Raw genomic sequence first — 13,538 nt, forward strand, 5'->3', positions numbered from 1 at the left:
AGCCATTGGCCGTTGCAAAGGCCACCGATACGGCGCTGGTGGACGCCGCCGACAACGTCACCGGGAACGACAGCACGACGCTGCCCGCGTTGCCTTCGGTCACCGAGACATCGCCGATGGTGACGGTTGGCGTGGCTGCGCCGTCGTCGTTCTGGATCGTCCCCAGTCCCTGGCCATCGCCGATCACAGCACCGCCGGTGGGATTGCTGAGATTGACGAAGAAGGTTTCGTTCGGCTCGACCACGGTATCGCCGCGAACCCCCAGATTGACGACCTTCGAGGTTTCACCGGCCGCGAAGCTCACCGACAGCGAGCCGCCGTTGAAGTCCGAACCGCTGGCGGCCGTGCCGTTGCTGGTCGCGGCGGTGACGGTCACCGCCGTCGTCGCTGCCGGGCTCAAACTCACCGTGAACGCGAAGTTCTTGACCCCGGAATTGCCTTCCGTCGCACTTGCGTCATTGATGCTGAGCGTTGGCGTTGCAGCGGCATCGTCATTGACGATGGTTCCGAAGCCCTGACTGTCGGCAATCGTCGCGCCGCTCGGGTTGGACAGATTGACGACGAAGGTTTCGTCCGGCTCCACGGCGGTATCGCCGTTGACCGTCACATTCACCGTCTGAGTCGTGATGCCGGCGGCGAAGTTCAGCGTGCCGCTGGCAGCGCTGTAATCGCTGCCCGCCGTGGCCGTCGCATTGGCTGTGGCATAGGCCACCGTCACCGGCCCGGAAGCTGCTGCCGACAGACTGACTGTGAACGTATAGATCTTGCTGCCCGTATTGCCTTCGGTGGCCGAAACATCGTTGATGGCGATCGTCGGCGTGGCGGAAGCATCGTCGTTGACGATGGTGCCGATGCCCTGCGCATCGGCAATCGTCGCGCCGCCGGTGGCATTGCTCAGATTGACGAAGAAGGTTTCATCCGGCTCCACCGTGGTATCGCCGCGAATGCCGAGACTGACCGTCTTGGCCGTTTCACCAGCGGCAAAGCTCACCGTCAGCGAACCGCCGTTGAAGTCCGAACCGCTGCTGGCCGTGCCGTTGGCGGTAGCTGCCGTAACGGTGACAGCGCCGGTCGCGGCCGGGCTCAGACTGATCGTGAACGTGAGGTTCTTGACGCCTGAGTTGCCTTCGGTAGTGCTCACGTCATTGACGCTGAGCGCTGGGGCAGAGGTGTCGTCGTTGACGATGCTGCCCTGGCCCTGGCTATCGCCCAAGGTTGCGCCGGAGGGATTGCTCAGGTTGACGAAGAAGGTTTCGGTCGGCTCCACCGTGGTGTCGCCGTTGACCGTCACATTGATCGTCTTGCTCAGTTCCCCGGCTGCGAAGCTGAGGCTGCCGCTGGACGAAACGTAATCACTGCCCGCCGTCGCCGAGCCGTTTGCCGTGGCGTAGCTCAGCGACACCGGCCCGGAAGCGGCTGCCGACAGGCTCACCGTGAACGAGAACGTGCGCGCGCCGGTATTGCCTTCGCTGGCCGACACGTCACCGATGCTGGCCGTCGGCGGCGCCGCACCATCGTCATTGACGATGGTCACCACGCCCTGGCCGTCACCGATCGCAGCCCCAACCGGCTCGCTCATGGTCACGAAGAACGATTCGTTCGGCTCGATCGTCGTATCGCCGTTGATGGTGATCGGAATCACCCGCGAAGTCTGGCCCGCTGCGAACGAGATCGTCCCATTGCGAGACACGTAGTCGCTGCCAGCAATCGCCGTGTTGTTGCTGGTGGTCAGGCGAGCGCTGACGGTGCCGGTGGACGGCGAACTCAGGCTCACCGTGACATTGGCGACGGTGGTTCCAGAGTTGCCCTCGGTCACGCTGACATCCGCCACGCTCAGCAGGCGTCCGGAGTCGATACCGGTGCCGGTCAGGGTGGCCGTGTTCGGGCTGGTTGGGGCATTGCTCATCACCGTGATCGCACCACTGCGCGGCCCGACGACCGAGGGCACGAAGCGGGTCACGATGTTGCAGCTGGCACCGACCGCCAACGAGATCGGGCAATCCGGGATCGCGCTGAAATCACCGCTGGCGCCGATGAAGCTGATGGTCAGCGGATCAGTGCCGTTGTTGGTCAGCACTACTGTCTGCGATGCACTGGTGCTGCCGAGTGCCTGATTGCCGAAGGCAAGGGACGCAGGGCTCAGGAAAACGCCAGCTGCGCGATCGTTGTCGCGAATCGTCACCGTCACTGCATCCGGCGAGCCGCGCGTGGCTGAAGTCGGTGTGCCGATCGTGACGACGACGGTTTCCTCAGGTTCAGGCAGCGTGTTGTCGACGCTGTTGAGGGTCACCGAGGCGGACAACTGGCCAGGATTGATGACGATCTGGTCGGGTGTCGTGTAGTCGGAATTCCGGGTCGCCGTGCCGGAGTAGACGAGCGGCACCGTGACCGGCGTGCCGGCGGCGGCGCTCAGCGTTGCGGTGATGACGGTGGAACCGCTGACTTCGGAGATCGAGTCGATGCTTGCGGATAGGCGGACGGACGGCTGCGGATCGTCATCGATGATCAGAAGCGCAGCGGAGCTGATGCTTCCGAGTGCCGAACCGTCCGGCCTGTACAGCTCGACCAGCGCGGACTCCTGCAACTCGTAAGCGCTGTCGTTGACCAGCGGTATGGAAACTGTCTTGGTCGAGTTCTCCCCTGCCGCCCAACGAATGATGCCGCCAGTCTTGATCAGGTCAGAAGCGCCATTGGTCGATTGGTCCTGGATTCTGTATTCGACGAATGGCTGACAATTAGCATCGACTGCACCGGAACGAACGACCGAAAAATTGATTGCTCCCGACGATTCTGACGCAGAGAAATTTGTAGAGCTGAAATTGATCAAGCCGTCATCATCAGTACAGTCTGAAAATTTATGCTTGCGTAGCAATAAATCAGTGCCGCCGTTGTTGGTCGGTTGAACTCCGCTTTCTCGCGCGGTGTTTGTGGTCGATATTGCTACAACGATTTCATTATTACTTAGAAGGTTCGCCAAAAATGGCTGGACAACGGCAATGTCGGATAGAATCGCGGTTCCATTTTTATTAAGTTTATTGATTAATCCGTTCTCTGAATAATAAACATTTCCAGAAGCATTGGCGGCAAGAAAACCGACTCTCGACGAGGAGATTTCGCGCTCGTAAAGCGGGGTTACAATTTCATAAGCCTGAGGTGAATAACCTATTAGGCGTGATGAATATGCGTTGCCATCTAAACCGATAGCAATATCAATTGGTTTTGTATTTCTGTCGCAATATAAAAAGTAATCAGCATCAAGGCTGTGAATTGCGGGGGCACCATAAACGTTTACGGAACCACTCCGCGTTGTGCCTCCGTCGGTGCTATAAACTTCGCATAGGGAATATGAAATCAGTGTAGTTTCATCGTTGCTGACGATGTCCCATATTGGCGATGTTATTGTTCTTGTATAACCCACCTCGGGTTGTCCACGGCGACTATAAGATTCGCTCGTATGCGTTAGAAAAATTGTACCGCCCGCTGGTAAATAATTGCTAATTGTTTGTATTAAATATTTGTTGGTTGTTGTGGTGTATCGTTGGATTGAACCGCCCACTTCAGTTTCTTCGAATGTCTGTTCTACTTCATTTTTAATTGCGTAAATCGTCCCGCTTTTCGTAATTGTGATGGGCGATGGATAAATGTCGCCTGGCAAGCATCCGGAGTTCGAAATTCCCAGTCCCCCGTCAACGAATGTCGCGCCGTATATCCCGCAGTTGCTGCCAATGCCAGTTTCAGAAATCAATCGGCTGGGAGCCGAACCAAGGCCAACAACGTATATCTCTCCAACAGAGTTCGTAGCTACGTGATTCGGGGCGCTGCCGGCCCCGAGGTAGGTCGTGAACGCCACGGCTGTGCCGTCGGCACTGATCTGCGAGATGAAGACTTCAGGCTGTGAAAGCAGTGACGAGGTGGGCGAGAAATTCGTCGATGTGGTTGTTCCGGTGACGATCAGTTCTCCGGCGTCGGTACTGGTAATGGCAGCCACGCTCTCATTGCCGGTTCCTCCGAGGTAGGTCGAATAAACCAACACCGGATCAATCACCAACGCCCGCATCCGATCGTAATCGGCAACAGCAAACGCAATCTCGGTCGCGCCAGCATCAGACGGCTGCGATAACAGGTAGCTAGCCTCGATCGCGGTCCGCTGCCCGTCGCGTTCCTGATAGACCAGCGGCTTGTCCTGGCGGACGGTCTGTCCGGCCACCGTAACCAGCAGCGCGCCGGTTTCGTCCAGCGCCAGGCTGTCGGCGCCGTCGATCCGCATGCGGATGCGGGAAGGGTCGGCCTGCGGCGCGACGATGAAGTCGTACTCCAGCTTCATCGGGTTGCCGTACAGCAGCCAGTCGACACCCGGATAGACCTGCTGGTAACGGACGGCTGCGTAATGCGGGATGTTGGTCAGCGGGCCTGAAGCGCCGGTCTGGCCCAAGTAGTGGCTGACGCCAGGGAGCTTGTTCTCCGCGACCAGCGCCGGCTTCTCGTTGGCGCCGACCAGCCGCAGTTTCAACGTGGCCGTCGTATCGACTGTCGGGTCGGCATTCGCTGCGTGCTTGTCTGCCAGGTTGACGGCAGTCTCCTGTGAGCCCGCGTCCTTGGCAGCCGGCCGGTTCAGCCGCACCGTGGCGCCTTCGGTGTTGAGTCCGAGGCTGAAGCCAGGGCCACGCGCAACAAAGGCCATATTGCCGGCGGACTGGCCGCGATTCGGCTCGAAGCTGATCGGGATGCGGCCATAGTTGGCGACGCTGGCTGCCGTACTTGGCGCCGAACTGGCCGCTGCTTGTGCCGGTGTCTGCACCGGCTCCCGGTGCTTGATGTAACCGGCTGTGGCCAGTGCCGCGCCCACAGCACCGGCGAGCGCAATGGCGCCCAGTTTCCCGATCTTGATCATGTCCGCTCCCTGAGTTCTTATTCGTATCGTGACGCCCGGTGACCTTAACCAATGGCGGCATGAAACGGCAGCCAGAAAGCGGACCTAGTTGGCAGTTGCGATGCAGGAAACGCGAAGATCGAATCTCAGGCCGCTGGCTTAGGGCGGCCGAATCGATAATCACCCCTTAAGGATCGCGGCCGATACTCCTTCCTTGTACTTTGACAGCCTGCCGTTCACGCCCGAGCCCGTTTGCCGATGAGAATCCTGCTGGTCGAAGACGATGCGATGCTCGGCGAGGCGCTGGCTCGCAGCCTGGCGCTCAACGCCCATGCGGTGGATTGGGTGCGCGACGGCGTTGCTGCCGCCGATCACTGGCAGGCCACGGCTTACGAGCTGGTGCTGCTCGACCTCGGCTTGCCGGGGCGCGATGGCCTGAAGGTGCTCGCCGACGCCCGCCGCGCCGGCCAGGAAACGCCGGTGCTGATCCTGACTGCGCGCGATGCCGTGCAGGATCGGGTTCGGGGGCTGGATACCGGCGCCGACGATTACCTGCTCAAGCCCTTCGATCTCGACGAGCTGCTGGCGCGGATCCGGGCGCTCAGCCGGCGCCGTGCCGGCAACGCCCAGCCGGGCATCGAGCATCTCGGTCTGAGCCTCGATCTCGCCTCCCGCGAAGGTAGTTATCAGGGCCGGACGATCACCTTCACCCGTCGCGAATTCGCGCTGCTGACGGCGATGCTCGAACATCCGGGCAAGGTGTGGACCAAGGAGCAATTGGTCGAACGTCTGTACGGCTGGGACGAGGAAATCGCCAGCAATGCGCTGGAAGTCCATGTCCACGCGCTGCGCCGCAAGCTTTCGGCCGAGTTCATCGGCAACGCCCGCGGTGTCGGTTACTTCGTGGCCAAGGCGCTGCCGTGAAATCCTCGCTGCGCCGTCGATTGGTGCTGACCATGCTGGTCGGCGGGATGATCGGCAGCCTGATCGGCATCTTCGGCCTGTATTGGCAGGCGGTCGAAGAGCTCAACGAATTGTTCGACGATCGCCTGCAGGCGATCGGCAACAATCTGGCGCCGCAGACACTCGGCCCCGGCGATCAGCGGACGGTCGACGAGGCCGAGGACGACATCGTCATCCAGCTCTGGGCGGGGGACGGCAGCCTGAAGTACGCCTCCAGCGTCGAGGAACAGGCGCCGATCCCTTCGGCCGCCGGGCTGGTGACGCTGCACAGCCCGGGTGAGGACTGGCGCAGCTACAGCCGCGCGCTGCCTGAGGGCGGCTGGCTGCAGGTGGCCCAGGAGCTTTCGGCGCGCCGCGAGATCGCCGCCACCACGACCTTGCGTCTGCTGCTGCCGCTGCTCAGCGTGTTGCCGCTGCTGGCCTTGTTCACTTCACTCGGCATCTCGCGGCTGCTGCGTCCGCTGCGCACTCTGGCCGACCAGCTGCAGCGCGGCGGGCCCTACAAGCAGGTGCGGGTGGTGGTCGACGATGCCCCGAGCGAACTCGGCCCGGTGATCGAAGCGCTCAACGATCTGCTGGCCCGGCAGGCCGATGCGGCACGCCGCCAGCAGGCCTTTCTCGCCGACGCCGCCCACGAGCTGCGCACGCCGCTGACCGTTGTCGGTCTGCAGGTGCAGCGCGCGCAGCAGGCGCGCAGTCCGGCCGAGCGCAGCGACGCGCTGGAGGCGCTGAAATCCGGCGTCGATCGCGCCGCGCGGCTGGTCACGCAGTTGCTGGCGCTGGCGCGCAGCGAGCCCGGCGCCAGCCCGGAGCGGCCGCTGCGGACAGTGAATCTGGAAAGCCTGCTGAAGACGGTGCTGGCCGAGCTGTACCCGCTGGCGGCCAACAAGGAGGTCGATCTCGGCCTGGTCGCCAGTCAGCCCTGCATGGTCGACAGCGATGGCGAAGGCCTGCGCAGCCTGGTCACCAATCTGGTCGACAACGCGATCCGGCATACGCCGGCCGGCGGCCGGGTCGATGTATCGCTGCGGGCCGATGCCGTGCAAGCCAGCCTGCTGATCTCGGATACCGGTTGCGGCATCGCCCCTGATCGTCGGCAGGCGGTGTTCGAACGCTTCGTCCGGGACGGCGAAGCCGATGCTTCCGGCACCGGGCTGGGCCTGGCCATCGTCCGCCAGGAAGTGGATCGTCACGGCGGCAGCATCGAGCTTGAAGACGGGATTTCGGGGTGCGGACTCGCGGTACGTGTCCTGCTGCCACTGGCCGCTGCGACGGCTGCCGTTCCAGGCAGCGGCGGGTCGGGCAAACCGCTGCCATCTTAAGGAAACGCTAAGCGCCGGGGGCTAGGGTCCGGGTCCGCATACCGGTCCTTTCCCGTTGACTCGTGACCCCGCCTTCCCATTCCGACCGCAAGCGTCTGCATCGCCATGTGCTGATCGTGCTGTCGCTGTCGCTTGCAGCCTGTGCTGCGGCGCCACCATTGCCGACGGCCGGGGCAGGCGCTGGCCTGGTGGCGTTCGAAACCAAGCGCCTTGATGCGACCAGCCTCGGACTTCCGCCGATGGCCAATGGCTGGGATCGCGCGCAGTGGTTTGCCTTGGCTCAGGCCGGCAGTCCGGCGCTGGCCGAGATGCGGGCCAGGCTGTCGTTGGCCAAGGCAGGCGTGGTGACCGCCGGCCAGCGGCCGAATCCGACGCTGAACCTGTCCGGCGAATACCTGGCGGCGGCGGCCGGCATGCCGGCCTGGCTGTTGGGTGTCGCAGTGGATTTCCTGCTCCAGGCCTCCGGTACCCGTGACCGGGCGCAGGCCATCGCCTGGCTGCAGACCGACATCGCCAGCGCCGCGCTCGGCGACCAGCTCTGGCAGCTGCGGATGAGCACGCAGAACGCGCTGCTCGAAGCCGTTGCCGCCGCCGATGAGGCGCAATTGCTGAAGCGCATCATCGAGCTGCACCGCCAGCTGCTCGATGTCGAACGCCGCCGCTGCGCTGCCGGCGCCGGTACCAGCACCGATGTGCTGCGCGCCGAGGCCGAGCTGAGTGCCGCAGTCCAGCGTCGACAACAGGCCGATCAGCGGGTACTGGCAGCCCGGCAACGCCTGGCGACGACCATCGGATTACCGCTGGCGGCGATCGCTGATGCACCGCTGCAATGGCCGGACTGGGATCGCCCCGATCGGCTGGCGGCTGACGGTGTCCGGCTGGATCGCGAGGCCGCGCTGCTGGAGCGGCCGCAGCTGCTGCAGGCCTTGCGCGAGATCGATATCGCCGAGCTGGTGCTGCAGACCGAAGTGGCCAGACGCTGGCCGGATCTGCGCCTGTCGCCGGGCTACACCTGGGATCACGGCGAGCGGAAGCTGCAACTCGGCGTCGGCCTGAGCCTGCCGATGTTCAATCGCAATGAGGGGCCGATCGCCGAAGCACTGGCTCAGCGCGAATTGGCTGCCCGCCATCTGGAAACCGTGGAAGCCGGCTTGTACGCGCAGATCGACAGCGCCGAACGCGCCTGGCCGGCAGCGCGGGAACGCTGGCAAGCGGCGCTAGCCGACCGGCAGCGGCTGGCTCGTCTTGCCGAGGTCGAACGCCGTCGTCTGGCCGAAGGCGAGAGCGATCGGCCGGCGCTGCTGAGTGCCGAGATCACCGCTGCCGAAGCCGAGCTCCTGCAGCAAGGCGCGGCGCTCGATGCCCAGCGTGATTTCGCAGCCCTCGAGGATGCCTGCCGGACGCCGTTGGCCGGGCCGCCGTTCGATGCGCGTGCGGCGCTCGCGGCGGCTTCCCGATGAAGCGAACCTGGCTGTTGGCCGTTGTTGCAGCGGCGGCGGCAATGGCCGCCCATGCAGCTGCCGATCCCGGCGCCGAGATCCAGTTGCCGCCCGAGGTCGTCAGGCAGTCCGGCATCGAGGCCGCTGCCGTCGCGCCGATCTCGCTGCCGCCGCGGATCGCGGCGTTCGCAACCGTGCTCGATCCGGCGCCGCTGGTGCAGCTGACTGCCGACATCGAAATTCTCGCTGCCACGGCCGCGGCGTCGCAGGCTGAAGCTGCGCGCAGCGAGCGGCTGCTGGCCGGGGACGCCAGTGTCTCGCGGCGCAGCAGCGAAGCGGCAACGGCGGCGGCGCATATCGACGCGGCGAAGCTCGCCGCCGCGCGCCACCGCATCGCGCTCGAGTGGGGATCAGGGCTCGCGGCGCTGCCCGGCGGCGAGCGCGACCGCTTGCTCGAACGGGTGATCGACGGCAAGGCGGCACTGCTGCGGCTGAGCTTCACCGGTCCGCCGCCGGCGCAGATCAGCGCCAGCCTCGATGCCGACGACAGCCACGCTGCGCTGCGCCTGCTCGGGCCGACGGCCAGCCGCGATCCCGGCATCGCCGGCAGCAGCCTGCTGGCGATCTCCACACAGGCAGGTCTGCAGCCGGGTCGGGTGCTTGCGGCGACGGTCAGCGGCACGGCGCGGCAGGGTCAGTGGCTGCCACCGGAAGCTTTGCTGATCGATGCGCAGGGCCGCTACGTCTATGTCGAGACCGGCAATGGCCGATATCGCCGGCAGCCGGTGCTGGTGCTCGACGAACGCCGCGGCGGCGTGCTGGTGACCGGGCCTGGCGCCGATGTCCCTATCGTGTTCCGGCAAGCCGTCCGGCTGCGCTGGGCGATGCGCGCCGGCAGCGCGGACTAGCGCCTTGGCCGGGTTCCTGTCCGCGCTGATCCGATTCTGCCTGCGCCATTCCGGCGCGGTGGCGGTGCTGACGGTGCTGGCGCTGGCCAGCGGCGTGCAGCAGCTCCGGCAGGCGCGTTTCGATGTCTTCCCGGAGTTCGCGCCGGTGACCTTCACCGTGCAGACCGAAGCGGCCGGCCTGGCTGCCGAACAGGTTGAAACGCTGGTGACGCGGCCGCTGGAAGCGCTGCTCGGCGGTACTGCCGGCGTCGCCAGCATCCGCTCCGAATCGATGCAGGGGCTGTCGGTGATCCGCGTCGCCTTTGCGGCCGGTGATCCGTTCCGGCAGCGGCAGACAGTGATCGAGCAGCTTGCCGGCGCCGCCGCGGTGTTGCCGCCGGGCGGCGGTGTTCCGAGCGTATCGCCGCTGACCTCATCGACGATGGATCTGCTCAAGGTCGGCTTCGTCAGCGCCAGCCGCGGCCCGATGGCGGTACGTGATTTCGTGCAATGGACGGTCCGCCCCCGGTTGCTCGCGGTACCCGGTGTCGCGCGGGCCGCGATCTATGGTGGCGAGCAGCGCGAACTGGCGATCACCGCCCGGGCGGCGACGCTCGCTGCCAGTGGCGTCGCGATCGCCGATATCGCCGGCACGGTGCGCGAACTGACCGAGGTCCGCGGTCTTGGCTTCGAGGACAACGGCAGCCAGCGGCTGGTCGTGCAAACGGCAATGGAAGCGCCCGACGCTGCGGCCCTCGCCAATGCCGTGCTCACCTCGAGGCCCGGCCAGATGCCGGGCCTTGCATCCGGACCGCCGCTGCATATCGGCGATGTCGCCACGGTCGACATCGCCGCCGCCGAGCCGATCGGCGACGCCTTGATCAACGGTCAGCCCGGTGTGCTGCTGGCGATGGCCAGCCAGTACGGCGCCGACACGCTGGGCGTGACCCAGGCTGTCGAACGCGCGCTGGCCGAACTGGCGCCGCTGCTGGCTCGCGAGCAGATCACCCTGGTGCCGGCGCTGCATCGGCCGGCGAGTTTCATCGAATCGGCACTGACCCAGCTGCGCAACAGTCTGCTGCTTGGCGCCTTGCTGACCTTCGTCACCTTGCTGCTGGTGCTGCGTCATGCCCGCACGGCGCTGATCTCCTTCCTGTCGATTCCGCTGTCGCTGCTCGCCGCCGTGGTCACCCTGCGCTACTGCGGAATCAGCCTCAACAACATGACCCTCGGTGGTCTGGCCATTGCCATCGGCGTCGTCGTCGACGATGCGGTGATCGATGTCGAGAACATCGTGCGACGCCTGCGCGAGGGGGAGATCGGCGCCAGCCGGCGGGAGATCATCCTGAAAGCGTCGCTGGAGGTGCGGGCGCCGGTGATCTTCGCCACCGCGATGGTGATGCTGGTGTTCATGCCGGTGATCGCGCTCGGCGGTCTGCAGGGCGCGTTCTTCCGGCCGCTGGCACTGTCTTTCCTGCTCGCGGTCGCGGCGTCGTTGCTGGTTGCACTGACGATCACGCCGGCACTCTGCCTGCTGTTGCTGCGCAGGAAGTTGGCGGATGAACCGCGTTGGCTGCTGCGCTTGAGGCAGGCTCAGCACGGCCTGCTGCTGAAGCTGGTGCGGCATCTGAGGGCGGCGCTGCTGGTCACTGCCGTGCTGGTGCTGATCGCCGTCGGAACGCTTGTCGTCTTCGGCCGCGAACTGCTGCCGGCTTTCAAGGAAGGACATGTCGTGGCCCAGTTGATCGCGCCGCAGGACACCGGTCTGGCAGCGCTGCGGACCTTGGGGCAGGGCATGAGTCGGCAGATACTGGCGATCCCCGGCGTGCGCTCGGTCGAGCTGCAGCTCGGCCGGGCAGAAGGTGCGGAAGACACCTGGGGCGTCAACCACGCCGAGTTCCACATCGCCCTGGAAACGGTCAGCACAGCGGCCACGGCGGCAAGCGACGCGCCGATCACCGGGCGGATCCGCGCAATCGTCGCCAGCCAGCCCGGCGTCGAATCCGAAGTCACCACATTCCTCGGCGATCGCATCGGCGAAGCGATTGCCGGCGAAACCGCGAGCGTGGTGCTGACCTTGACCGGCAGCGATCTCGATGCGCTCGATGCCGCGGCAGCGCAGCTTGCAGCGGTCGTGCGCAGCCTGCCGCAGGCCGCTGACGTGAGAGTCCGGGTGCCCGGGCGGGTACCCGCGGTGGTCGTCCATCTGCTGCCGGCGGCGATGGCCTTGCACGGTGTGCGCGCCAGTGACATCGATGAAGCCTTGCAGGCCGCGCATCAAGGCTTGCTGCTGGGCAATGTCAGCACGGCGGAACGGGTGACGCCGGTGACGCTGCATCTGCTCGGCGATGCGCCAGCGAATGTCGAAACCCTGCGTGCGCTGCTGGTGCGGAGTGTCGGCGGCACCGCGGTACCGCTTGGCGAACTGGCCCGGCTGGTCGTTGAAGACAGCCGCGCCGTGATCGAGCACGAATCGGCGTTGCGCCGGCAGGTGGTCACCGCCAATCCGGAGACGAGTGATATCGCCGCCTTCGTCGCGCGCGCCGAAGCGGCGCTGGCCGAACAGACCCTGCCCGACGGGGTGACGCTGCGCATCAGCGGAGCGGCCGAAATCCAGGCGGCAGCGACCCGGGAACTGGGCCGCAATTTCGCGATCGCCCTGGTGCTGATCACGCTGCTGCTGATCGCCGGACTCGGCGACTGGCGCCGTGCCGCGCTGGTGCTGCTGGCAGCGCCGTTCGCCTTGATCGGTGGCGCGATGGCGGTCGCGGCGACCGGCGCCGTGCTGTCGCTGGGTTCGATGGTCGGCTTCGTGACGCTGTTCGGGCTGGCCAGCCGCAACGCGATCCTGCTGCTGTCCCATATCGATCATCTGGTCTGCGACGAGCGGCTGCCCTGGTGCCTCGATACCGCGCTGCGTGCGGCTGGCGAGCGCCTGCTGCCGGTGCTGCTGACCGCCGGCCTCGCCGCACTCGGCCTGCTGCCCGTAGCACTCGATGCCCACGCCGCAGGACAGGAAATTGCCGGGCCGATGGCGATCGTGATTCTTGGCGGGCTGGCGTCGTCGACCTTGCTGGGGCTGCTGTTGCTGCCGTTGCTGGCGGTCAGCTTTCTGGGCCCACCGCGTGCTACTGCAGGCCGTTGACCCCGTTGCGCCGGGAGCCACTCGCAAGGCCCGCTAATTTTTGCTTAAGCCTGCGCCGCTAAAGTCATTGCGTCTGGATAGGAGACATGAATTGTGGCTGCAATGACCGAGCAAGACCTGCTGGCACCGATGCCCGGGCCTGCCGCGAGCGGGCGCGGCCTGGTTCGTTGCGGCTTCCTGTTCAACCACGATCAGTTGCACCAGCTCGCCCACAGCGCGCCGATCGCCTTCGAGCTGATGCGCCGGCAGGACGGCCCCGAAGTCAGGCTGTTCGTCACCAGCCAGGCTCAGCATGAAGCGTTGCTGGGGGTAGCGGAAAAATGTGCGATGCAGACCGGCAAGGTTTACCGACTGCGTCTGCCGCTCTTGCTGCGTCTGCTGCAGCCGCTGCTGGATCCGCTGATGCCGTTTTCGCGGGTGATGATGCTGTTGTGCAATCGCGCGGCGTTCCGCGACCTGGATCTGCTGGTGGTGCCGGAAAAGACCAGCCTGCTGCTGCGCAGCCGCTTCGGCCTGAAGCACCTGAAGTTTGTTCACACCCGGCACGGCGCCGGTGATCGCGAAGTCGGTTTCGACAAGGCCAGCGGCGAATTCGATCTGGTGCTGATGTCCGGCGAGAAGATTCGCGATCGCCTGACCGGGGCCGGCCTGCTCAAGGACGGCGGCCATGCGGTGATCGGCTATCCGAAGTTCGATTTGCATGCCGACAGAAACGCGGCTGATGACACCGTTCGCGTCGTTCGGCCGAAGCTGTTCGACAACGATCGCCCGACGGTGCTCTACAACCCGCACTGCTCGCCGAGTCTGTCGTCCTGGTATCGCGATGGTCTTGCGGTGCTCGAAGCCTTCTACCGCTCGGACCGCTACAACCTGATCGTCGCGCCGCATGTGATGCTGTTTGCCAAGCGCTTG

General features: G+C 65.2%; 6 protein-coding genes and 1 pseudogene. 6 read left to right on the plus strand and 1 reads right to left on the minus strand.

Annotation, left to right across the window (positions count from 1 at the left end):
* Positions 1 to 4,891, minus strand: a 4,891-nt coding sequence (locus tag Q0D45_RS17705; RefSeq protein ID WP_293395863.1) for a Calx-beta domain-containing protein, incomplete at its 3' end; no start/stop codon positions are given.
* 237 nt (positions 4,892 to 5,128) lie between these two features.
* Here Q0D45_RS17705 and Q0D45_RS17710 point away from each other — a divergent pair.
* The 6 genes and pseudogenes from Q0D45_RS17710 to Q0D45_RS17735 form a co-directional block, all read left to right on the plus strand.
* Positions 5,129 to 5,794 carry a response regulator gene (locus tag Q0D45_RS17710; RefSeq protein ID WP_293395866.1) on the plus strand — a complete coding sequence of 222 codons (666 nt, stop codon included), beginning with the start codon at positions 5,129 to 5,131 and terminating at the stop codon, positions 5,792 to 5,794.
* Positions 5,791 to 7,155 (plus strand): HAMP domain-containing sensor histidine kinase, encoded by a 1,365-nt coding sequence (locus tag Q0D45_RS17715; RefSeq protein WP_293395869.1) that lies wholly within the window; start codon positions 5,791 to 5,793, stop codon positions 7,153 to 7,155. The genes Q0D45_RS17710 and Q0D45_RS17715 overlap by 4 nt, the downstream gene beginning before the upstream one ends.
* A 62-nt stretch (positions 7,156 to 7,217) precedes the next feature.
* Complete coding sequence (locus Q0D45_RS17720) at positions 7,218 to 8,615, plus strand: TolC family protein (protein WP_293395872.1); 1,398 nt, start codon at positions 7,218 to 7,220, stop codon at positions 8,613 to 8,615.
* On the plus strand, positions 8,612 to 9,502 hold the full coding sequence (locus Q0D45_RS17725; RefSeq protein WP_293395875.1) for a hypothetical protein: 891 nt from the start codon (positions 8,612 to 8,614) through the stop codon (positions 9,500 to 9,502). The genes Q0D45_RS17720 and Q0D45_RS17725 overlap by 4 nt, the downstream gene beginning before the upstream one ends.
* A gap of 4 nt (positions 9,503 to 9,506) precedes the next feature.
* Positions 9,507 to 12,626 (plus strand): efflux RND transporter permease subunit, encoded by a 3,120-nt coding sequence (locus Q0D45_RS17730; RefSeq protein WP_293395878.1) that lies wholly within the window; start codon positions 9,507 to 9,509, stop codon positions 12,624 to 12,626.
* Between the two features lie 102 nt (positions 12,627 to 12,728).
* Positions 12,729 to 13,538, plus strand: a pseudogene (locus Q0D45_RS17735) (hypothetical protein); the annotation flags it as partial.

This window comes from Nevskia sp. (genome assembly GCF_023266035.1).
GTDB lineage: Bacteria > Pseudomonadota > Gammaproteobacteria > Nevskiales > Nevskiaceae > Nevskia.